The organism is Pseudomonas sp. GL_103, assembly GCF_057835175.1.
On record NZ_CM174420.1, the window covers coordinates 1,532,995 to 1,554,907 of the forward strand.

At 57.8% G+C, this 21,913-nt stretch carries 24 protein-coding genes and 1 tRNA gene; 18 read left to right on the forward strand and 7 right to left on the reverse strand.

Features of this window, described 5'->3' with window-relative positions:
• Window positions 1-537 precede the first annotated feature (537 nt).
• The 4 genes from rpoE (at window position 538) to AC3IP0_RS06975 (ending at window position 4,309) form a co-directional block, all read left to right on the forward strand.
• The gene (gene rpoE, locus AC3IP0_RS06960) at window positions 538-1,119 is read left to right on the forward strand and encodes an RNA polymerase sigma factor RpoE/AlgU (protein WP_003172477.1); all 582 of its coding nucleotides are present in this window, start codon (window positions 538-540) and stop codon (window positions 1,117-1,119) included.
• A gap of 31 nt (window positions 1,120-1,150) precedes the next feature.
• A complete protein-coding gene (locus tag AC3IP0_RS06965; RefSeq protein ID WP_489318728.1) occupies window positions 1,151-1,738 on the forward strand; it encodes a sigma-E factor negative regulatory protein in 588 nt (195 codons plus the stop codon).
• Window positions 1,739-1,746: 8 nt separating this feature from the next.
• A complete protein-coding gene (locus AC3IP0_RS06970; RefSeq protein ID WP_489326990.1) occupies window positions 1,747-2,706 on the forward strand; it encodes a MucB/RseB C-terminal domain-containing protein in 960 nt (319 codons plus the stop codon).
• Window positions 2,707-2,884: 178 nt separating this feature from the next.
• Window positions 2,885-4,309: a DegQ family serine endoprotease gene (locus tag AC3IP0_RS06975; RefSeq protein ID WP_489326991.1), complete on the forward strand. Its 1,425-nt coding sequence runs from the start codon at window positions 2,885-2,887 to the stop codon at window positions 4,307-4,309.
• Window positions 4,310-4,385: 76 nt separating this feature from the next.
• Here the strand turns inward: AC3IP0_RS06975 and AC3IP0_RS06980 are convergent, their stop codons facing one another.
• Window positions 4,386-5,819, reverse strand: coding sequence for a M48 family metalloprotease (locus tag AC3IP0_RS06980; protein WP_489318731.1), 1,434 nt, complete (start codon window positions 5,817-5,819; stop codon window positions 4,386-4,388).
• A 98-nt stretch (window positions 5,820-5,917) separates the two neighbouring features.
• Between AC3IP0_RS06980 and AC3IP0_RS06985 the strand changes: the two genes are divergently transcribed.
• Window positions 5,918-6,157 carry a sulfurtransferase TusA family protein gene (locus AC3IP0_RS06985; protein WP_007996208.1) on the forward strand — a complete coding sequence of 80 codons (240 nt, stop codon included), beginning with the start codon at window positions 5,918-5,920 and terminating at the stop codon, window positions 6,155-6,157.
• Window positions 6,158-6,188: 31 nt separating this feature from the next.
• On the forward strand, window positions 6,189-7,259 hold the full coding sequence (locus AC3IP0_RS06990; RefSeq protein WP_057716019.1) for an AI-2E family transporter: 1,071 nt from the start codon (window positions 6,189-6,191) through the stop codon (window positions 7,257-7,259).
• 144 nt (window positions 7,260-7,403) lie between these two features.
• Here the strand turns inward: AC3IP0_RS06990 and AC3IP0_RS06995 are convergent, their stop codons facing one another.
• Window positions 7,404-7,877: a peroxiredoxin gene (locus tag AC3IP0_RS06995; protein WP_489326993.1), complete on the reverse strand. Its 474-nt coding sequence runs from the start codon at window positions 7,875-7,877 to the stop codon at window positions 7,404-7,406.
• Window positions 7,878-7,887: 10 nt separating this feature from the next.
• On the reverse strand, window positions 7,888-8,448 hold the full coding sequence (locus AC3IP0_RS07000; protein WP_007979776.1) for a glycine cleavage system transcriptional repressor: 561 nt from the start codon (window positions 8,446-8,448) through the stop codon (window positions 7,888-7,890).
• Window positions 8,449-8,775: 327 nt separating this feature from the next.
• Here AC3IP0_RS07000 and dapA point away from each other — a divergent pair, with 327 nt between their 5' ends.
• From dapA to AC3IP0_RS07025, 5 genes are all read left to right on the forward strand, one after another.
• On the forward strand, window positions 8,776-9,654 hold the full coding sequence (dapA, locus tag AC3IP0_RS07005; RefSeq protein WP_056720657.1) for a 4-hydroxy-tetrahydrodipicolinate synthase: 879 nt from the start codon (window positions 8,776-8,778) through the stop codon (window positions 9,652-9,654).
• Between the two features lie 17 nt (window positions 9,655-9,671).
• Window positions 9,672-10,787, forward strand: a complete 1,116-nt coding sequence (gene bamC / locus AC3IP0_RS07010) for an NlpB/DapX family lipoprotein (protein WP_489326994.1) — start codon at window positions 9,672-9,674, stop codon at window positions 10,785-10,787.
• 4 nt (window positions 10,788-10,791) lie between these two features.
• A complete protein-coding gene (locus AC3IP0_RS07015; protein ID WP_489326996.1) occupies window positions 10,792-11,550 on the forward strand; it encodes an MBL fold metallo-hydrolase in 759 nt (252 codons plus the stop codon).
• Between the two features lie 28 nt (window positions 11,551-11,578).
• Window positions 11,579-12,292: a phosphoribosylaminoimidazolesuccinocarboxamide synthase gene (purC, locus tag AC3IP0_RS07020; RefSeq protein ID WP_007944067.1), complete on the forward strand. Its 714-nt coding sequence runs from the start codon at window positions 11,579-11,581 to the stop codon at window positions 12,290-12,292.
• 83 nt (window positions 12,293-12,375) lie between these two features.
• A tRNA-Ser gene (locus tag AC3IP0_RS07025) sits at window positions 12,376-12,465 on the forward strand.
• A 111-nt stretch (window positions 12,466-12,576) separates the two neighbouring features.
• Here AC3IP0_RS07025 and AC3IP0_RS07030 read toward each other — a convergent pair.
• The 4 genes from AC3IP0_RS07030 to AC3IP0_RS07045 form a co-directional block, all read right to left on the reverse strand.
• Complete coding sequence (locus AC3IP0_RS07030; RefSeq protein ID WP_489326997.1) at window positions 12,577-13,794, reverse strand: Arm DNA-binding domain-containing protein; 1,218 nt, start codon at window positions 13,792-13,794, stop codon at window positions 12,577-12,579.
• Window positions 13,791-14,006: an excisionase family protein gene (gene xisR, locus AC3IP0_RS07035; RefSeq protein WP_489326998.1), complete on the reverse strand. Its 216-nt coding sequence runs from the start codon at window positions 14,004-14,006 to the stop codon at window positions 13,791-13,793. Before xisR ends, AC3IP0_RS07030 begins: the two co-directional genes overlap by 4 nt.
• A 144-nt stretch (window positions 14,007-14,150) precedes the next feature.
• The gene (locus tag AC3IP0_RS07040) at window positions 14,151-16,976 is read right to left on the reverse strand and encodes a hypothetical protein (protein WP_489326999.1); all 2,826 of its coding nucleotides are present in this window, start codon (window positions 16,974-16,976) and stop codon (window positions 14,151-14,153) included.
• A 462-nt stretch (window positions 16,977-17,438) separates the two neighbouring features.
• Window positions 17,439-17,957 (reverse strand): hypothetical protein, encoded by a 519-nt coding sequence (locus AC3IP0_RS07045; protein WP_489327001.1) that lies wholly within the window; start codon window positions 17,955-17,957, stop codon window positions 17,439-17,441.
• Between the two features lie 940 nt (window positions 17,958-18,897).
• Here AC3IP0_RS07045 and AC3IP0_RS07050 point away from each other — a divergent pair.
• The 7 genes from AC3IP0_RS07050 to AC3IP0_RS07080 all read left to right on the forward strand — a co-directional run bounded on the left by AC3IP0_RS07050 (window position 18,898) and on the right by AC3IP0_RS07080 (window position 21,874).
• Window positions 18,898-19,494: a recombinase family protein gene (locus AC3IP0_RS07050; protein ID WP_489327002.1), complete on the forward strand. Its 597-nt coding sequence runs from the start codon at window positions 18,898-18,900 to the stop codon at window positions 19,492-19,494.
• 187 nt (window positions 19,495-19,681) lie between these two features.
• Complete coding sequence (locus AC3IP0_RS07055) at window positions 19,682-19,837, forward strand: hypothetical protein (protein ID WP_489327004.1); 156 nt, start codon at window positions 19,682-19,684, stop codon at window positions 19,835-19,837.
• 193 nt (window positions 19,838-20,030) lie between these two features.
• Window positions 20,031-20,249 carry a ribbon-helix-helix protein, CopG family gene (locus tag AC3IP0_RS07060; RefSeq protein ID WP_217857771.1) on the forward strand — a complete coding sequence of 73 codons (219 nt, stop codon included), beginning with the start codon at window positions 20,031-20,033 and terminating at the stop codon, window positions 20,247-20,249.
• 142 nt (window positions 20,250-20,391) lie between these two features.
• Entirely contained in the window at window positions 20,392-20,634 is a 243-nt protein-coding gene (locus AC3IP0_RS07065) for a hypothetical protein (protein ID WP_489327005.1), read from the forward strand.
• 38 nt (window positions 20,635-20,672) lie between these two features.
• Window positions 20,673-20,891 (forward strand): hypothetical protein, encoded by a 219-nt coding sequence (locus AC3IP0_RS07070; protein ID WP_489327007.1) that lies wholly within the window; start codon window positions 20,673-20,675, stop codon window positions 20,889-20,891.
• Window positions 20,891-21,157, forward strand: coding sequence for a helix-turn-helix domain-containing transcriptional regulator (locus tag AC3IP0_RS07075; RefSeq protein ID WP_489327009.1), 267 nt, complete (start codon window positions 20,891-20,893; stop codon window positions 21,155-21,157). Before AC3IP0_RS07070 ends, AC3IP0_RS07075 begins: the two co-directional genes overlap by 1 nt.
• Window positions 21,158-21,634: 477 nt before the next feature.
• Window positions 21,635-21,874 (forward strand): AbrB/MazE/SpoVT family DNA-binding domain-containing protein, encoded by a 240-nt coding sequence (locus tag AC3IP0_RS07080; RefSeq protein WP_217857769.1) that lies wholly within the window; start codon window positions 21,635-21,637, stop codon window positions 21,872-21,874.
• Window positions 21,875-21,913: the final 39 nt, after the last annotated feature.

The window sequence follows — 21,913 nt, forward strand, 5'->3', positions numbered from 1 at the left end:
AAAGCGACCCGGGTCGGGGGTGGCGCAGCTGGACTGTCGAGTCAATGCAGCCGCACAGCCCACTAGTATATAGAGGGGGGGAGCGGCACAATACCCGAGCTAGCATGGCATTGTGAAACTACCGTGACGCAAAATATCGGACGCTTCGTCGGATGTTTTTTTGCCCGTTGGGCGCGAGAATGACTGTATCGCCGATTTAACAGTCTTTTTCCCTTCACGGTTGCACAATGTCGGGTTGGCACGGCTATAAATATTTGGAACTTTTGCCAAAGGGCCAAGATCAATAGAAGGTTGCCTGAAACAAGGGACAGTGTCGGTTTCAGTGCGGGATTGCAGTTCGATCCTTGCTGAAGAATCCGATGACAAGATTATCCGCGCAGCCGGGTCAACTCGTGCTGCGCTTTTCGTGCGTGCCAAATCAGAGCCCGCAGGAAACTTGCCTGGAGGGGGAGAACTTTTGCGAAAAGCCCGAGTCTATGTTTGCAAGTCTGGTGGTTTACTTCTGCAAGCCTCCTCCGAGCTCATCGAGGAGTGTTCATGCTAACCCAGGAAGAGGATCAGCAACTGGTCGAACGCGTTCAGCGCGGCGACAAGCGTGCTTTCGATCTGCTAGTGCTGAAATACCAGCACAAAATTCTCGGGTTGATCGTGCGTTTCGTGCACGACACCCATGAAGCCCAGGATGTGGCACAAGAAGCCTTTATCAAGGCATACCGTGCACTTGGAAATTTTCGCGGAGACAGCGCGTTTTATACGTGGCTTTACCGCATCGCCATCAACACGGCGAAAAACTATCTGGTTTCACGCGGCCGTCGGCCGCCGGATAGCGATGTCAGTTCCGAGGATGCAGAGTTCTACGATGGCGATCATGGCCTCAAGGATCTCGAGTCGCCAGAGCGGGCTTTGCTGCGGGATGAGATCGAAGGCACCGTCCATCGAACCATTCAGCAACTGCCGGAAGATTTGCGTACGGCTTTAACTTTACGTGAGTTTGATGGTCTGAGTTACGAGGACATTGCGAGCGTCATGCAGTGTCCGGTAGGCACCGTGCGCTCCCGGATCTTCCGCGCCCGGGAGGCCATCGACAAAGCCCTGCAGCCGTTGTTGCAGGAAAACTAAAGACAGCGGCGACAGCCAAGAGAGGAACGCCATGAGTCGTGAAGCCCTGCAGGAATCGCTGTCCGCAGTGATGGATAACGAAGCGGACGAATTGGAATTGCGTCGGGTATTGAATGCCTGTGACGATGTTGAAACCCGTGATACCTGGGCTCGTTATCAGATCGCTCGGGCAGTGATGCACAAGGATCTGCTGCTTCCACGCCTGGACATCGCCGCGGCTGTTTCTGCTGCCCTGGCTGACGAAGCCGTACCGGCAAAAGCCTCCCGTGGTCCATGGCGCAGCCTGGGTCGTCTGGCGGTCGCAGCTTCCGTGACCCTGGCGGTGCTGGCCGGTGTGCGTCTGTACAACCAGGATGAGATCGCCGGTGTCGAACTGGCCCAGCAATCCAGTCAACCAGGACTGGCCGCTCCTCAAGTAAAAGGCCCAGCCGTTCTGGCAGGCTACAATGAGAGTTCGGATGCTACCGGCCCAATGGCCAACGGCGTATTGCAAGGTCAGCCAGGCTGGCACGATCAGCGTCTGCCAGGTTACTTGCGCCAACACGCACAACAGGCTGCACTGAAAGGCACTGAGAGCGCTCTGCCGTACGCTCGTGCCGCAAGCCTGGAAAACCGTTAAGGAGGATCATGCGCGCCATACCTCTACTTTCGCTTCTGCTCGGCGGCTGGTTCATCGTTCCAGCCCAAGCCGATGAAGCCCAGGACTGGTTGACCCGCCTGGGCCAGGCAGAGCAACAGCAAAGCTTTCAGGGTACTTTCGTCTACGAGCGTAACGGTAGTTTTTCTACCCATAACATCTGGCACCTCGTCCAGGATGGAAAGGTCCGCGAGCGATTGATCCAGCTCGACGGGTCCGCTCAGGAAGTCGTTCGCATTGATGGGCAAACCCAATGCGTCAGCGGCACACTGATAGCAGGGCTTGGGGACTCCCCGAACTCCGCTGCCCGTGCACTCGATCCGCAAAAGCTCAAGAATTGGTATGACCTCGCCGTCATCGGCAAGTCGCGTGTCGCCGGGCGTTCGGCGGTGATTGTATCGCTGACACCCCGCGATCAGCACCGCTACGGTTTTGAACTGCATCTGGATAAAGAGACTGGCCTGCCTCTGAAGTCATTGTTGTTGGATGACAAGGGGCGGTTGTTGGAGCGCTTCCAGTTCACGCAACTGGATACCGCTGACGTTCCTTCCGAAAAAGACCTGCAGGCCAGTAATGATTGCAAGCCAGTCAACCTCGAGAGTGACAAGGCTTCTGCCGTCAAGTCTGCCCAGGTCTGGCGTTCCGACTGGTTGCCGCCCGGCTTCGTGCTGACCAGCAGCACCGCTCGCAAGGATCCGCAGACCAAGACCCAGGTCAACAGCCTGATGTATGACGATGGCCTGACGCGCTTTTCGGTATTCCTCGAGCCGTTGAATGGCGCAACAGTCACTGACACCCGTACTCAGTTGGGCCCGACCGTTGCGGTTTCCCGGCGCCTGGCCACGGCACAGGGCGACATGATGGTGACCGTCGTCGGCGAGATACCGGTCGGTACTGCTGAACGGATAGCGCTTTCGATGCGCACCGACGCCACTGCAACCAAGCAGTGAGCTGAATTCGAAATGTTTCGTGAGCATTTCAATTTGCAAAAATCCCGTAAATTTCTTATAGGTCAGAGCCCCTCGGCTCTGACCTTGTTTGTTGTTCCCGGAACAAAAATACCGGCGTATCGTTCCCGGTGTTCCTTGCTCCATATCGCTTAACCATGCTCGTCGTAACGGGAGCCGTATGTCGATACCTCGCTTGAAGTCCTACCTTTCCATTATTGCCACCGTGCTGGTGCTCGGTCAGGCGGTCACCGCCCAAGCGGTCGAATTGCCTGACTTTACGCAACTGGTCGAACAGGCCTCGCCTGCGGTCGTGAACATCAGTACCACGCAAAAGCTGCCGGATCGCAAAGTCAGCCAGCAAATGCCCGACCTCGAAGGCTTGCCGCCGATGCTGCGCGAATTCTTCGAACGGGGCATGCCGCCACAATCGCGCTCACCTCGCGACCGTCAGCGCGAGGCGACCTCCCTGGGCTCGGGTTTCATCATCTCTTCCGATGGCTATATCCTGACCAACAACCACGTGATCGCCGATGCTGACGAAATCCTCGTCCGCCTGGCGGATCGCAGCGAAATGAAAGCCAAGCTGATCGGTACCGATCCACGTTCCGACGTGGCGCTGCTGAAAATCGAAGGCAAGGATCTGCCCGTGCTCAAGCTCGGTAGATCCCAGGACCTGAAGGCCGGCCAATGGGTTGTCGCGATTGGCTCGCCATTCGGCTTTGACCACACAGTGACCCAAGGCATCGTCAGTGCCGTCGGTCGCAGCCTGCCGAATGAAAACTATGTGCCGTTCATCCAGACCGACGTGCCGATCAATCCGGGTAACTCCGGTGGCCCGCTGTTCAACCTGAACGGTGAGGTGGTCGGGATCAACTCGCAGATCTATACCCGCTCCGGTGGCTTCATGGGCGTGTCGTTTGCAATTCCGATCGACGTGGCCATGGATGTTTCCAATCAGCTGAAATCCGGTGGCAAGGTCAGCCGTGGCTGGCTGGGCGTCGTGATTCAGGAAGTGAGCAAGGACCTGGCCGAGTCGTTCGGTCTGGAGAAACCGGCTGGTGCGCTGGTTGCCCAAATCCAGGACGATGGTCCGGCTGCCAAGGGTGGTCTGCAAGTGGGCGACGTGATCCTGAGCATGAACGGTCAGCCAATCGTCATGTCGGCCGACCTGCCGCATCTCGTTGGCGCGTTGAAGGCTGGCACCAAGGCCGATCTGGAAGTGATTCGTGACGGCAAGCGCAAGAACGTCGAATTGACAGTCGGCGCGATTCCGGAAGAAGGCAAGGAACTGGATGCGCTGCCAAAATCCGGCATTGAGCGCAGCAGCAATCGCCTCGGTGTTTCCGTGGTCGAACTGACTGACGAACAGAAGAAAACCTACGACCTCAAGGGTGGCGTGCTGATCAAGGAAGTGCAGGACGGTCCTGCCGCTCTGATTGGCTTGCAGCCGGGTGATGTGATCACTCACCTGAACAACCAGGCCATCGGTTCCACCAAGGAGTTCGCGGACATCGCCAAGGCGCTGCCAAAGAACCGCTCGGTGTCGATGCGGGTCCTGCGTCAGGGGCGTGCGAGCTTCATCACCTTCAAGCTGGCTGAATAACCCGGTTGTTGGTTGAGTAAAAAACCGCCTCGAAAGAGGCGGTTTTTTTGTGTCCGGACCTTTTGTCGCCGGGGCGTCAGCCCATCATGTCCTTGATCATGCGCTCCTGTTCCATCAGCTCGCGTTGCCGTGCGTCGATCCGCGAAGACAGCGGGAAGTTGCTGCCTGCCCGGCGTTTGGCGAAGTCCAGTTGCTGAATGGCCTGCTTGTAGTCGCCGACCAGTGCAAAGTATTCGGCACGAGCCTGATGCAGGCCGATGATGTTGCCCGACAGGCCGCGCGTCTCGGCAACCTGATACCACACGTCCGGATCATCCGGACGCGACTTGAGCAGGCCTTCGAGGGCTTTCTCCGCATCCGCAGTACGGTTCTGCTTCAGCAGCAGGTCGACGCGCATCTGGTTCAGTGGGTAGTTGCCGGGGTACTGGGCCATCAACCGCTCAACCCGGGACTGGGCGTCCGGCAGGCGATTGTTGGTGATGTCCAGGTCGACCTGAGCCAGGTTGTAGATGATCTCGTTGGGTGCCTTGGCCAGCAGCAGCTTGAGGTTTTCCCGTGCTTCGTTCAGTTGACCGCCCTTGATCTGGGCAATTGCCAGGCCGTAGCGCGCCACGTCGTTTTTCGGGTTTTCGTCGAGCTGGGCGCGGAAGCGCTTGGCGCCGAGCCCCGGGGTTTCTTCATAGATCAACTGGACGCGCGCGCGGATCAGTTGATAGCGCATGCTGTCTTCGATGCCGCCCTGTGGCGCCTGTTCGGCGCGGTTGCGGGTGTCGGCGATACGCGATTCGGTGACCGGGTGAGTCAGCAGGAATTCCGGTGGCTTGGCATCGTAGCGGTACTGACGCCCCAGTCGCTCGAACATGCTGGGCATCGACCGGGGGTCATAACCGGCCTTTTCCAGATTGAGAATGCCGATGCGGTCGGCTTCCTGTTCGTTCTGGCGGGAGAATCGCCGCTGTTCCTGAATGGCCGCTGCCTGTGTACCGGCAATGGCCGCGATCCCGGCGTCACCGGCGCCCGCGGCTGCGATCACGATACCGGCCAGCAATGCGGCCATCATGGGGACTTGCATGCGTTGCTGCGCTTCGACGCCCCGGGCAAAGTGGCGCTGCGACAAGTGAGCCAATTCGTGCGCCATTACCGAAGCGTATTCGCCTTCGGTCTGGGCGTTGAGGAACAAACCTCCGTTCACCCCGACGATCCCGCCCGGCGCCGCAAAGGCGTTGAGCTGCGGGCTGTTGATCAGGATGAATTCCAGGCGCCGGTCAGTGACCTGGCTGGTTTCGACCAGTCGGTAAACGCTGGATTCCACGTAATCCTTGAGTTGCGGATCGTTGAGCTGCGAAACCTGACTGCGCAACATGGCCAGCCAGGCGCGACCGAGCTGGTATTCCTGTTGCGGTGAGACAATGGCAGAACTGGCGTCGCCGAGTGACGGCAGGTCGTCGGCGAAGCCCGGTGAGGCGAGCAGGCAAGCGAGCGTCAGCAGGGTAGGGCGCAAAAATGTCATGCACAAAGCCTTAGTCGACAAAGACCTTACTGTAGCCGGACACCGGCGTTGCGACCAGATATTCTAGGCAACTCAACCACCTGACCCGGAGTGATGCAATGACCGACGCTGTAGAGCATGACGTTGAACTGGACGCCAGTGGCCTGAATTGCCCGTTGCCGTTGCTCAAGGCCAAGATGGAGCTCAACCGGCTGGCCAGTGGTGCGGTACTCAAGGTCATCGCCACCGATGCGGGTTCGCAGCGCGACTTTCGCACCTTTGCCCGATTGGCCGGTCATACCCTGCTTCGTGAAGAAGATGACGCGGGTGTTTACCGCTATTGGTTGAAAAAAGCCTGAAATCGGCTGCGTTTGCTCCTAAGGATTATTGATGTTCAAAGTGTTACGCGACTGGATTCAGCGCTATTTCTCCGATGAAGAAGCGGTGGTGCTGGCTGTCCTGCTGTTTCTGGCGTTCACAGCCGTGCTGACTCTGGGCGGTATGCTGGCACCGGTGCTCGCGGGCATGGTGCTGGCGTACCTGATGCAGGGGCTGGTGGTGACCCTCGAGCGCCTGCGGGTGCCGGGCGGGGTCGCGGTGGGGTTGGTCTTTGCGTTGTTCATGGGGCTGTTGCTGGTGTTTATCGTGGTGGTCGTGCCGTTGCTGTGGCATCAACTGATCACCCTGTTCAACGAGTTGCCCGGCATGCTTGCCAAGTGGCAGTCACTGTTGCTGCTGCTGCCCGAGCGCTATCCGCATCTGGTGTCCGATGAGCAAGTGCTGCAGGCCATCGAGGCGGCGCGGGGCGAAATCGGCAAGTTTGGCCAGTGGGCACTGACGTTCTCGCTGTCGAGTCTGCCATTGCTGGTGAACATCATGATCTACCTGGTACTGGTGCCGATCCTGGTGTTTTTCTTCCTCAAGGATCGGGCCATGATCGGCCAGTGGGTGCGCGGTTACCTGCCCCGTGAGCGGGCGTTGATCACCCGGGTCGCCCATGAAATGAACCGGCAGATCGCCAACTACATTCGTGGCAAGGTCATCGAAATCTTTATTTGCGGTGGCGTGACCTACATCGCCTTTGTTGTTCTTGAACTCAACTACGCGGCGCTGCTGGCTCTGCTGGTGGGGATTTCGGTGGTGGTGCCATACGTCGGCGCCGTGGTGGTGACCGTGCCCGTGTTTCTGATTGCACTGTTCCAGTGGGGCTGGAGCGATCAGTTCATTTACTTGATGGCGGTCTACGGGATCATTCAGACGCTGGATGGCAACGTGCTGGTGCCATTGCTGTTCTCGGAGGCGGTCAACCTGCACCCGGTGGCGATCATCTGCGCAGTGCTGTTGTTTGGCGGGTTGTGGGGGTTCTGGGGGGTGTTCTTCGCGATTCCCCTGGCGACGCTGTTCAAGGCTGTGCTGGATGCGTGGCCGCGCAAGGAGCCAGAGGTGGCGCCGCTGCTTTAGCGGTCAGCCTTTATTTTTCAGTGAGGCTGATGGCCTCTTCGCGAGCAAGCCCGCTCCCACAGTTGACCGAGTTGTTTAGAAAAACACCGTCTAAATGTGGGAGCGGGCTTGCTCGCGAAAGCGCCCTCACAGGCGCTGATAAAATCAGGCCTTGTTCAGTGCCTGAGCCGCCGCCAAAACGGCATCAACATGCCCCGGCACCTTCACGCCGCGCCATTCCTGGCGCAGCACGCCGTTGGCGTCGATCAGGAACGTGCTGCGATCCACGCCCATGTATTCCTTGCCATAGAGCTTTTTCAGCTTGATCACGTCGAACAACTGGCAGATGGCTTCGTCCTTGTCGCTGATCAGCTCAAAGGGGAATTCCTGTTTGCACCTGAAGTTCTCGTGGGATTTCAGGCTGTCGCGAGACACGCCGAACACTTCGGTATTGGCGGCCTTGAACGCAGCGTATTGATCACGAAAGCCCTGCCCCTCGGTCGTGCAGCCCGGAGTGCTGTCCTTGGGGTAGAAGTAGATCACTACCTGCTTGCCTTTCAGGCCGGCGAGGCTGACGGTCTGCCCGCTGGTGGCGGGGGCTTCGAAATCGGCAACCGGTTGGTCGATGGCAACGGCCATGAAAGCTTCCTTACATTGGGTTCTGTGGGCGCCAGGGTTCGATCAGGGCATCGAGGTTCAGCGCGTCGGCAAAATCCAGGAACTGATCGCGCAGCCAGCTGATTTGCACGCCGGCCGGCAAGGTCACGGTAAACGTGGCGTTGAGCATGGTGCCGCCGGTCTGTGGAGCCTGATAAGTGTCGCAGGTCAGGTTTTCCAGTTCGACATTGTGGTCCATGAAAAACTGGCACAGCTCGTTGATGATGTCCGAGCGGTAGGCCGAGCTGACATAAGCGACGTACGGCAGCGCCTGGGGGCGGTTTTCCAGGGCCGCACTGCGCACCACGTTGACCGTGAACGCATGCCGCTTGGCCAATACAGGCAGGCTGCCTTCCAGGCGTGCCAGGGCATCCCAGCTACCGGAGATTTCCAGCACCAGGGCACTGCATTCGCCATGGCGGGTCAGGCGAGAGGTGACAACGGCGCAGCGGTTTTCATGGCTGGCGCGGCACAGGACGTTGGTCAGCTCCATGGGGTTGGCGCCGAGGGCACTGATAACAAGGAATTGTTCGCGAACTGTGGGGGTGGACATGCAGCATTCCTAAAGCGATGAGCGGTCGGTACGTCTAGAGGGCGTTTTGCCGGGGCGAGCCTGCGGATGCGAATTCAGAAAACCCCAGACGGCAGGTTGCGACGTGCTCCGGCAGGGCGGGAGCGAGAGGCGGCAACGCTGGATCAGGGCTTGTGATGCCGAAAATGGAGGCTGAAACCCGACGCACGAGCTTGTCTGTACCGATCAAAGTCTGAAGGGTAGCGAAAACCGGCGCCAAGGGGAATGGCGGCAGCACAGTACTTCGCTTGTGCAAGCATCTTGGCGCCAGTACCATTACGGCTCTCTTTTTCCGGCAGGAGCGGTTTCATGATTGCGGGCAGTATGGTGGCACTGGTCACACCCATGGATGCACAGGGGCGTCTTGACTGGGACAGCCTCAGCAAACTCGTGGACTTCCACCTTGAAAACGGCACCCATGCCATTGTCGCCGTCGGCACCACCGGCGAATCGGCAACCCTTGATGTCGATGAACATATCGCCGTCATCAAGGCGGTAGTCAAGCAGGTCAACGGTCGTATTCCGGTGATCGCCGGTACCGGCGCCAATTCGACCCGCGAAGCCGTCGAATTGACCCGTAATGCCAAGGAAGCCGGCGCCGATGCCTGCCTGCTGGTAGTGCCGTACTACAACAAGCCGACCCAGGAAGGCCTGTACCTGCACTTCAAGCACATCGCCGAATCGGTCGACATCCCGCAGATTCTCTATAACGTTCCCGGCCGCACCTCCTGCGATATGCAGGCCGAAACCGTGATCCGCCTTTCCACCGTGCCCAACATCATCGGTATCAAGGAAGCGACTGGCGACCTCAAGCGCGCCAAGGCCATCCTCGACGGCGTAAGCAAGGACTTCATCGTCCTTTCCGGCGATGATCCGACCGCGGTCGAACTGATCCTGATGGGCGGCAAGGGCAACATCTCCGTCACCGCCAACGTCGCGCCGCGTGAAATGGCCGACCTGTGCGAGGCCGCCCTCAAGGGGGATGCCGAGACTGCGCGGGCAATCAATGAAAAACTGATGCCGCTGCACAAGGACCTGTTCATCGAAGCCAACCCGATTCCGGTGAAGTGGGCTTTGGTTGAAATGGGCCTGATGCACGAAGGCATTCGCCTGCCGTTGACCTGGCTGAGCACACCTTGTCACGAAACGCTGCGCACGGCCCTGCGCCAGTGCGGCGTCCTGGTTTAATTGAGGAAGTACAACGCATGAAGCGAATGGCCGGACTTTCCGCACTTGCCTTGATTATCTCCAGCACCAGTGGCTGCGGATGGATCTGGGGCCCGGAAGGTTATTTCCGTGACCGTGGTAGCGATTACCTGGAAGCGCAACAGACTGCACCGATGCAAATACCGACGGATGTCCGTACCGCCAAGCGTCTGGATCCGCTGTTGCCGATCCCGCGCAACGTGGCCGATGACACCGTCAAGGGCGAATACATCGTTCCTCGTCCGCAGCCATTGACGGCTGGGGCCGACGCCAGTCCGTACTCCCTGCAGAAGAGCGGTGATTCGCGCTCGATCCTGGCGCAAAATCCACCGGCCGAAATCTGGCCTGTAGCCGTTCAGTTCTTCCAGGACAACGGTTTCCGTCTGGATGAGCAGCGTCCGCAAACCGGTGAATTCACCACGACCTGGCAGCATTCCGATGAGCTTTCCGCGGCCATGGCCAAGCGCCTGAGCGCGGCCGGCGTCAGCACAGACAGCGAAACCCGCGTGCGGGTGCGCATCGAGCCGGGCGTGCAGCGCAACACCAGTGAAGTCTACGTGGTCAGCGCCGAGCGTCCTGCCGGCAGCACCGCTGACGTGGCCTTCACCAACCGTTCGGTCAACACTGGCCTGGACGCGGCACTGGTCGACGACATGCTCGCGAGCATGAGCCGTATCTCCGAGAAGGGCGGTTCGGTCTCCATGCTGGCTTCCCGTGATTTCGACGCGCCTAGCCGTGTCAGCCTGAGTGAAGACGGCAGCGGCAACCCTGTGCTGAACGTCGGCACCGACCTGGATCGTGCCTGGTCGAGCGTCGGTCGTGCGCTGGAACAAGGCGAATGGCGTGTTGAAGACATCAACCGTAGCCTGGGCCTGTACTACATCAACCTGGCCGAAAAAGCCGAGAGCAAAGACGACAAGCCAGGCTTCTTCAGCAGCCTGTTCGGCAGCGCGCCGAGCAAGGAAGAGCTTGACGCTCGCGCCGAGCGTTATCAGGTTCGCCTGAGCAAGGTTGGCGAGAACGTCCAGGTCACCGTCGAGAAAAACATCAACACCGTGGCGCCGGCAGATGTGGCGCGTAAAGTGTTGAGCAAGATTCAGGACAACCTGGGCTGATCCTATGCGTTTCGCCGTTCTCGGCAGCGGTAGTCAAGGGAACGGCACGCTGATAGCCAGCGCTGATACGTACGTATTGGTGGATTGTGGTTTTTCCCTGCGGGAAACCGAAAAACGCCTGCTGCGCCTGGGTGTGAACCCTACGCAGTTGAGCGCGATACTCGTGACCCACGAACATGCCGATCACGTGCATGGCGTGGGTTTGCTGTCTCGGCGTTACAATCTGCCTGTCTACCTCAGTCGCGGGACCTTGCGCGGGATGCGCAAACCGATTGAATCCGCAGGCTTTCTGGCCGGCGGCGAGCAGCTGCAAATCGGCGACTTGAGCATCGGTGTCATTGCCGTGGCCCACGATGCACAGGAACCGACGCAATATGTTTTCAGTGACGGTTTACGGCGCTTTGGCCTGTTGACCGACCTGGGGTCGTATTGTGACAAGGTGCTGGACGGCTATCGGGACCTCGATGCGTTGATGATCGAGTCCAATCACTGCCGTGACATGCTTGCTCGCGGTCACTACCCGTACTTTCTCAAGCAACGGGTGGGCGGTGAGCTGGGGCATTTGAACAACCACCAGGCGGCATTCCTGGTGTCCGAGTTGGGCTGGCAAGGCCTGCAACACCTGGTCCTGGCCCATCTGAGCAGTAAGAACAACCTGCCGCGGCTGGCCCGGCAATGTTTTGTCGACACCCTCGGGTGCGACCCGGACTGGCTGCAACTGGCCGATCAAGATTCAGGGCTCGACTGGCGTCACATCGCCTAGCCCATCTACTTAGCAAGCGGAGCCCATCATGGAAAAACGTGAAGAACTCTACCGCGGCAAAGCCAAGTCGGTTTACAAGACCGACGACGCTAACCGTTTGATCCTGCTGTTTCGCAACGACACCTCGGCGTTCGATGGCAAGCGTATCGAACAGCTCGACCGCAAAGGCATGGTGAACAACAAGTTCAACGCCTTCATCATGCAGAAGCTCGAAGCGGCCGGCGTGCCGACCCAATTCGACAAATTGCTGGGCGACAACGAATGCCTGGTGAAGAAGCTCGACATGATCCCGGTCGAGTGCGTCGTGCGTAACTACGCTGCCGGCAGCCTGGTCAAGCGTCTGGGTGTCGAGGAGGGCATGAAGCTCAACCCTTACACCTTCGAACTGTTCCTGAAGGACGACGCCAAGGGCGACCCGTTCATCAACGAATCCCACGTCGTGGCCTTTGGTTGGGGCACCGCCGAGCAACTGGTTCGCATGAAAGAGCTGTCGCTCAAGGTCAACGAAGTCCTGAGCAAGCTGTTCGACGACGCCGGCCTGCTGCTGGTCGACTTCAAGCTGGAATTCGGCGTGTTCCACGATGGCTCCATCGTGCTGGGCGACGAATTCAGCCCGGACGGCTGCCGTCTGTGGGACAAGGCCACCGGCAAGAAAATGGACAAGGACCGCTTCCGTCAGGGCCTCGGTGACGTCATCGAAGCCTACGAAGAAGTCGCCAATCGTCTGGGCGTACCGCTTTAACCGACGCAAGCATCTGATAGCACAGAAATATTTCGCTTAGGGGGTTCGCTTCCTGCGAAAGTGTTGTTATGATGCGCGCCGTTGGAGAGATGCCAGAGTGGCCGAATGGGACGGATTCGAAATCCGTTGTACCTTCACCGGTACCTAGGGTTCGAATCCCTATCTCTCCGCCATTATTGAACAAGACTAAGCCCCTGAAATGGTTAAACATTTCAGGGGCTTTTTCGTTTCTGTCATATTCTTTAGGGCATTTCTAGGGCATAAATCACTCCCTGTATACCGCTTTAGTCCGCTCTAAACCCCAGCATTTTCGACACGATGCCCGCCATACTCTTGGTGTCCTTCGGTATCCACCTTCCATAATGTTTTTTCACCATCGTTGTGTCCGCATGTCCGAGCTGCCTAGCCACCCATTCGACTGGGACATAGCTCGAGAGCATCTGGCTGGCGAACGTGTGACGGCATTGGTTGGCACCTCTGTGTCTGACTTCTGCCTTTTTTAGATGGGCGGTGAACCAGTTGCTCAATGTTCTGCCGTTCCAGAGCAAGCCACTGGTGGAGCTTCGGAAAAGAAACCTGACCTTCTGGTTTTTCGAGGTGATGTTGTCGCGCTGAATCACCTTGATCTCAACAGTGGGTGCCTCCTTGGCCGCAGAGACAATCTCTCGCATCAGCTCAAAAGCGGGGTCGATCAGTTCCACTGAGCGCACCCTGGAGCGTTCTTTAGGGACTTTGAATTCGCCAACCACTAACGCCCGACGTACGTGCACGATGCGGGCATCTAAGTCGACATCTTCCACGGCAAGCGCAATGATCTCGGACAGGGAAAGCCCGGCCCAGCAGTTGAACAGAATCATCCTGGAATCAGATAGGCGCGTTGGATCTGCTTTGCCAATCAGCTCGATCTCGTCTCGACTGAACGGGTCTGCATGCTCAGAGTCCGCATCCGATCCGACGTTGCTAACCCTGTCTAGCGGGTTGGTCTTTAGGATCCCGTCACCGAAAGCGTCGCCCCAAACACCGCGTACCACCGTGAAAATATCGTTTACCGTCTTGGGGGCTAGGCCTTGTTTAAGCAGTTGTGCCTGAAACAGCTCAATGTCGCTTTTGCTGATGTCGACAATACGAGCCTTCCCGAATTTCTTGTCGACGTGTGCGGCCTTGCTCACGTAGTTCACTACGGTGCTTGATGCCTTCAAGGCGCGCTGAACTTCCAGCCATCGATCAATACCTTCCTTCACGGTGCGCTTCAGGTTTGAGCCGCCAGCGGATGAGTAGATTACTGCGCGCTCGGAGTCAGGAAAGTGGGCGGCATAATCGAACCGTCCCTCCTTGATTTCGGTGATGATCGTCCGGCGCTTGTTGTCGGCATAAGCGATCGAAGCCTTGTTGATCTTGGCGATGCCGGGCAATGGCTCCCGGCACCGCTGGCCATGCAGCATGAACCAGATCCGCAGCTGCTTACCGTTCAGTTCAACACCTGTCGGCATCTTATCTGTCACGGTTTGCCTTCCATCCAGCGCTCGATCGCAGCCCGGTTGTAAACGATGACGTTGGCTGGATCCCACCGCCAATGCTTACCTTCCAACCATAAACCCTTAGAGCGGTACTTGCGTACAGCCTCAGTGCTAAGTCCAAAGATGGGGTACAACAGTTCCTGACGGAACCAAGCTCCTGGAGTGATATGGAATTCAGGTCTCTCGGCAGTACTCATGGCTTGCCTCCTAGATTCAGTTTACTCCAATGCTTCGAGACGCTTTCATTGGACGCCTTCTTTTGCCGTGCAAAATCAAGTCGTTGCTGCTGCATAAGTGGGGAAAAAGTTGAGTATCGTTCGATGTGGGCCTGCTCAAAGTGATCAGTCCAAGTCGGCAATTGCATGCTCGCCTCCCCAGCCGAGCAGGCTGATGTCGATGTTCTTCGCCTGCAGCTCTTTGAGCGACAGGTAGAGCATCGCACGTCCACCGCCCATACCTGCGTGCGGCGCGTTCTTCACAAAATAGGGCTCTTCGGTGATCAACTTGACGAACTGCGCGCCGCTGTCGATTACCGGCACGCTGCGTTCATCGACGGTGCAATACCGCGTGTAGCTGGCATGGGACAGGACCGGGTCGAGGACCAGGTATTCGGGCGTTACCGTGTAGTGTAAGCCCTCGGTTAGATACACCGTGCCGCTCGCCGCTTCATCGGCGCTGCGCGAAATCGCCACAATGATTGCGATCTTCTGCAGCACCAGGTCAATCTCGCTCTGCACATAACCGTCGCCGGAATTGGCGCAGTGGCCAACCATTGCCTTGATGATGGGGTCAAGCGTGTCCAGTGACTGGAATAAACGCAGATGCTCACACACTTCCTTTAACTTCCACAGTCCGAAGATGGCCACCTGCAAAGAAAAGCGCGGACGGTCATCCATTTCCGGCGGCAGCAGTTCGGAAGCCTTCTCCATAAGTGCCTTGATGTCCTCGAACGGCGTGCTCAAGGCGCTAGCCATGATTACCTTACCGAAGCGGCGCAAGTGATTACGGCTCGCCTTGGCCAATCGGAAATGATCCCGGCTTTTCCCCCGTTTGATTTTAGTCAGGTGTACGCGAATGCTCCGTTCCTGAATCGCAGGCACCTCGATCTCCTGTTCAGAGATCACGATCAGCGGCGACGACAGCGGGATGGCCACGGCTTCGGCGCCGGTGCGCCCAAGGGAGCCGCGGCCGAGGCGGCCTTTCAGGGTCGACTCGCCGTTCCACGCTTGTTTGATCCGCTCGACCACATCCTTATAGGTCTTGCTGCTCATCTTTGATTTGTTGAACTCTTCAATGATCCGAGGGATGGTCGTGGTGCTGGAGAGGTAATCAAGCATGGCGTAGGGCGAGGTCGAGGGTGCACTGACCCCGGAATCCTTCTGCATGTAATCGGTGCCATTGAGCCAAGTGAACAGGCCAGCAGTCTGTGACTTACCGGCGCCGGCGCTACCCCACAGCGAGAGGATCGGAAACTGGCTGTACAGGTGCATGAAGTGGGTCTTGAAATGCGCGGCGAGGATCCAACCGACCATCAGCCCGATCTCGTGTTTCTGATTGATCTTGAGCAGGTGCGCCAGGGCTTGGTCCACCTTTTCATCACCACGCTCGGCCATGGTGGTGTGGGCAAAATACGGGCGGGCCTGCAGCTTGCCGAAGAACTGGTGGGTGCCGCGCACCTTCACCGTGTTCACCGACATGTCCGGTTCCACGTAGGTGAACAGGGGGATGTCATCGACAAAGTCGAGGTGAACCCCGGCGGTGTAGACTTGGAAAATTTCGCCCACGTCCTGAGCCTCCCGAAAAATGGCGAGTTTGATTTTCTGAATCTCCTGGTCGGTGCCCTGAAACGTCAGGTCAGTGAGCCCTTCCAGTTCTTTCAGAAACGCCGTGCGGCTCAAAAAGGCCGCCTCTTTGAAAATGACCTTGGCCAGCTCGTTGCCGTCCTTCATCACGCTCATGCGTGTGGCGACCCGGCGCGGGCTGGTGCCGTCCTGCGGCACGTCAATGAACATATCGACGGGCGCCAGTGTGAAGTTGCTGACGCGGCGTTTGCCGTCACCCTGGCGGATGTAATAGCCATCGGGTTCGACCACGGCGCACAGGCCGCCGTCCTGATCGCCACTCATGTTGGCCCCGGCCTCGATCGCGCAGCCTTCACATGGGCGCTTGCTGAGTAGGGCGCGGATCGCGTTGCAGCCAAAGCTGAACGTCGGTGTGTGTTCGACGTAGCGGATCTGCGCCTCGATGTGATCGCGACGCAACTTGGTGGTGTTGTACTTGCTCGACTTGGCACTGCTGGCCAACCGCGCCGCCAAGCTTTCGGCCACCGTCTGCGACACCCCGGCGCGCACAATGTAGGTAGCCAACTGGGTCGCGACTTGGTTGTAGGACGCATCGGCCTTCAGAGATTCGCTGTCGCACAGCATCTGGATGCAGGTCGGGACCGGCTGGCGGATGGCCTCCATGTCCGCCGAGGACGCAATGATCACCCGCTTGGACTTGGCGTTGACGCTCTTCTTGGACTCTTCAAACAGCGCCTTGAGCTCGTATACCACCCGGCCTTGTGGGGCGTCGACCTCGACGGTGCGCGGCGCCTTTACCCACTCGCGGTAGCGGTCAACGGTCAGCTCGGCCAGTTCATCCGGCGTCACCGGCACCCGGTAATTGCCGTCATAGCGCTGCTGATTGACGATGCGGAAGCTGTTGCCGCGGCCGCTGCTGTACACCGAGTAGTCCAGGCCGATGACGAACAGTTCGCGGGCCATTTCCTTGTAGATTTCCGGCAGGCGCAGGATGAAGCGGTGGCCAATGAACAGCAATTCATTGATCAGAATGTGCAGGCCCTTGTTGCCGGACAGAAAGATTTCGATGCAGCCTTTCGGCACGCCCATGTGGGTCAGCTTGCCGACCAGTTCCTGGCCGCTGATGATGGCTTGGCCAAGGTCATCCTTGCAGTCAATGTCGAAGTACAGGGGGCCACGGTAAGTAATCTTGTCGCGGTTTCGCGGCAGCTCGTCCTCGGTGCCATCGTTGACCATCTGGTTCAAGGCGAGGATGGTGAGCTTCTTCGCGCCCTGCGCCTTGGCCAGCGCCACCGGGTCTTGGTCAGCGTTGAAGGAAAGCAGAAACCAGGCGTCGTGCTCAGATCGTTGATAATAGTGATACATGCCGTTGCCCCCCTGTCGACGTGGTGCCGTTGACTTCCTCCAAGGTGAGTTTCAGCCGCAGGAGATCAATCGCCCTGGCCGGAACGTCCCGATGGCGCCGCGAGTCGCAGTCGGTGAACCAGCCGGAGACACTGTGCTGCGAATAGCCAGTGAGTAGCGCGAGGTCCTGGTGTGACAGGCGGTGGGATTTTGCGAATTTGCGGATGTACGCTATTCGATCATCCGCGGTCATGCTTTCCCCGACGGTGCGGGGATGATTGTGTTTAGTCAATTTGGTTACCTTTGATAGCACCCCTGAAAACCAGAGGTTCCGTCTCAAAAACAAAAGTGGATCGGAAAAAGGCCCGGATAAGCCGATGTCAACTTGAGTGCCACTCTTTCAGCGGGGCGGTCACTCGTAATCAATCCTCGTCGTTTGTTTAATGAATCAATCAGGTTCTAATGTTCAGGCCGAAAGCCTCTCTATTGGCTGTGGTTTTTTTGGTTTTCAACTTTCATGAAGTTGTGCGAAATACCACGTTGTTTGGCTTCTTCTGCCATTTTTGCCGCGATGGTCAAATAAGGCTGCACCGTGCGCATTGTTTTTTCACTGAGGCGGTGCAAGAGCAGAGGCCGGCTGTCTTTCGGGGTGCGCTGACCGCGGTCGTCGCAGTTTGATCGGAACAAGCGGTAGTCGCTCTCGTCCAGCCCGCGTGCCTCAAGGGTCTTGCGCAGGTTGCTGATAGTCGGTCGATTCGGCAACTCCAGCAGCATCAGTTCTCCCTTCTTAATTTGGTTGTAACTTAAAGCCAATGCATCGTAGATAAGGGTGGATGGTTGGTGCTGGAAGGCACGTGTTACTCGCTCTTTGATCAGGTTCTCGTAACTAAGACTGCCCGGCTCGAATACTGAAAACGCAATATCATCAGCGTTCCAGTTCAGTCGGGTAGAGACTTTTTTGTTGGTTTCCATTCTGAAGCCCCCCAAGGTTTCTTGTTTCATGGTGCGTCGGTTTGCATACTTTCAGCGTAGCCGAAGATCTCAAAACGATGAGCCAGGATAGGCACTTCTTGGCTGAAAATCCCACTCGTCGACGTGCTGGTTTCTGTGTGATACAGGGTATGGATGTTACGGGCTGTCGATAATGATGTATTGATTTTCATGAAGTATTTACTGGTATTGTGCCGGTATTGGGTGTGCGTTTGACAGCTGCGTACAGACTGGACTCTTTTTTTCATATGTTGTGATATTTTTATTGAAACGTGTACTGAGTACCTTTTTTTGGGGGGCACTTGTGCTGAATGTGATTGGGAGGAAAAAACTTGTACTGAGTACCATTGGGATTTAAGTTTGGTTGGAGGTGGTTAGGGGGTTTATGTCTGTGCTTGTAAATAAGCAATAGCAAAAAGTCGTGGGTGGGGTTGTTGGTATATTAAATATTTTTTGCATCTAATATATTTGTTGGTGCTTGATGTATTTCTAAATAATCTAGTTTGTGTCGAGGTATATATTTCGCACTATTGATTGTTGTGCTTATATGAGTGGTGGTTGGGTTTTTGTTTTATATGTAAGTTAGGTAGTGGCGCGTTTTCACTTCGCGGATCGCTCTTATTGGTGCCTAAAAGCAATGCAGAATGCTCAAGAAAGGACTGAATTAACTAGTTTGTCTGAGAAAGAAATTAACAGCGTTGCGTTCGAGTAGCAGGCTGCGAGGCGCGGTTACTAGCGAAAATGGCAGCGATGGAACGCGCCAGCCTAGGCAATCTGATCGTTTAAGCATTAGTGAAGGCCCAGAAGTGTGACAAAAAAGATATGCGATCTCCAAATAGAGCCGGCCCTTGTGATAGCAGGCGAAGCCCTACCTAAACCTCTCATATAAGTGGGTTAATTTATTTGGGAGGTGGGCTATCACAGAGTCTTAAACATATGTGGGAGAAAACCTATGGATATAGGCTATGCACGTACTTCAACCATCGAACAAGAAGCTGGTTTTGAAGCCCAGTTGCGCGAATTAGAACGATGTGGCTGTGAAAAAATATTTAAAGAACAGGTATCGTCCGTGGCCCAGCGCGTCCAGCTTGAAGCGGCCATTGAGTTTGCCCGTGTGGGGGATACCTTTGTGGTCACTAAGCTCGACCGGCTGGCTCGCTCGATCACCGACCTGCTGCAGACACTGTACCGATTGGAACTGAAAAAGGTTGAGGTCAAGATTCTCAATCTGGGGCTGGACACCAGCACGCCCACCGGCAAGTTAATCCTGACCGTGTTAGGAGGGATTGCCCAGTTTGAGCGGGAAATGATGCTGGAGCGGCAGCGCGAGGGGATCGACAAAGCGCAGAAGGCCGGCAAATACAAGGGACGTAAGCCAATCCACGAGGAAAAACGCGCGGCCATACTGCGCCTGGCGGGGGAGGGCGTGACTAAGGTCGAGATTGCCAAGCAGCTTGGTGTCGGGCAGGCCACGGTTTACCGCGAACTGGCTCTTTACCGTACCGATGCCGTGACTCGGTCAGCCGTTCCGCTCACTTCTGAACGATGAGGGGGGGAATTCGGTTTTTTCTGCCATGCCCAAGCATCCCACAGCTATTGGATGTCTTATGCTCCGTGACTGGTCCTGCTTCGCCGCCTACGGCGTCCTGGCCCTGACTGTCGAAGCCACCTACAGCCGCCGCTGTACAACCTGAAAGAACCGGGGGGAGGGCACACACACACAGCGCAGAGGCGCGTTGAGCCTTTGTGCCGAACTGGAACAACACGGTCGGCGCCCAGCGATCGCCAGCGGGCTGCTGGGCCGCGCCGTGCTGGACGAACTGATGGTCTTCGCCCGGCTCTACGTCGGCGACTTCGACCACGAATGGCACCACCAGCTTCGATCTCGGTGACCCGTTGGGCGAGGTCTACCTACGCCAAGGTCTGGCCAGCCGAAACCACGCGCCTGCACCACAACTGCCGCAAGGGTGCCAAACAGCCGCAGGTCGACGGGCGTGCACCAGGCCAGTGGTCGGACGGAGTAGCGGCAGTAGCTGCAATATGCAGTAAAATTTCCACTCAATTCCCTCGACTAGAGCATCCGCCATGCCACGTTTTACCCTCGACCTGTCGGACGAGATCGACGGCGCGCTGACCGACATCGCCAAGCAAAGCGGCATCACCAAGGCCGAAGCCATGCGCCGGGCGTTCGCCCTGCTGGCGGTGGCCTACGCCGAGAAGAAGAAGCCCGGCTTCTCCCTGGGCATTGTTCGTGAACGCGACGATCACACCCTCGAAGCGGTTGGCCGCGTGGTAGGGATCTGATGGACACGCCGGAGATTGATCTGGACGCCCTGATCGCGGCCATCACCCCAGAGAATCGGCATGCGCCGGTCGACTGGGGTCCGCCAGTTGGCAAGGAGGTTTGGCCGTTCTTAACCCCTTCTGAGAAGGAGGAGCCAACACCATGGCCACCTACGGTTTGAGCCAAGCCGAACTGGACAAGATCCATGCCGCGATCAGCCAGTTGATCGACCAGACAATCCAGCGCAATGAAGAGTCGCGCAAGGTCAGTGCCGAGGTCCCGAAACCGACAGTCGAGGCCTGCAAGTTCACCCGTGAAACCTTCTGGTATCCGATGGCCGTGGTGAGTGGGCTCTACTGTCTCATCGCCGTGATCATGACCGTGATTTACAGGCTGCTCCACTAAACCGGCGTAACTACGCCTCCACCTATCTGGAGAGTCCCATGCCGCGCATGACCCTCGACCTGTCCGACGAGATCGACCAGGTCCTCAACGACATTTCTCGCCGTCGCGGCATCACCAAGGCCGAAGCGATGCGTAAGGCCTTCGCCCTGCTGGTCATCGCCGACAGTGAGGCGCGCAAGCCCGGCTTCTCGCTGGGCATCGTCCGCAAACGCGACGACCACACGCTGGAGGCCATGGGCCGCGTGGTGGGTCTCTGATGGACAAGCCCGACTATGGGCCTGGCCACGGTGTTCGCGGGGCGGGAGTGTCACTCAATGAAGGCGAGCGGCTACGCTTTGCCCGGCAGATGCTGCTGGGACTGATCTGCTTCGGGGTGTTCGGCGCCCGCGCGAAGGGCATGACCGAACTGGCCCGCGAACAGCTGTACCGCTCCTTCAGCGAGAAGGGCAACCCCACCCTGAAGACCATGCTGGCGGTGATGCGCGCCGTGGGCATCGACATGACCGTCCGCCTGCATGTGTGAGCCGGACCTGCCTGAGAAGGAGACAACCCCGATAGCGCACGAAGCAGAAACCCCACTACACCTTGGACGAGCTGCTGGCCCGCTGCGACTGGAAGGTGCCGAGGTCGGCAGAAGAGACCGCATGGCTGGAAGCGCCGTCGGTAGGCCGCGAACTTGAAGCATGGGGGCCAGAAGGAGAGCCGCATGTTGACCCAAGCCGAACTCGAAAAAATCCACGCTGACATTGTCCGGCTGCGGGCCGAGACCATGAAGCTTGTCGGTCCCGCGACCCGAACGTCGAAGCGCGGCAGTTCACCCGCGAGACCTTCTGGTATCCGCTCGCCTTCGCCATTGGCCTGTTCATCACCGTGGCTGGTCTCACCGTGTGGGTGACCAAGCTGCTCAACTGAGCCCGACCTGCCCCGTGTCACTCACGTAGATACAACTGTAGATACGCAGTGGTGTGGCGACGAATGCAAATGCCCCGGAGGGACCACTATGAAAAGCAATATCAAGAAGTGGGGCAACAGTCTGGCCCTACGTCTGCCGGCGTCCGTGCTCGGTGGCACCGTGTTCGAGCTTGACCTGGAGGTCGACGTGCGGGTTGAAGGCAACCGGATGATCATCGAACCGGTGCGCGAGCCCTTGGACCTGGCCACGCTGTTGGCCAAGGTGACCCCGGAGAACCGCCATGAAGCGGTTGACTGGGGGCCACCGGTTGGCAAGGAGGTCTGGTAATAGCTAAAAGCGTCTATGTGCCCAACGCGGGCGACGTGG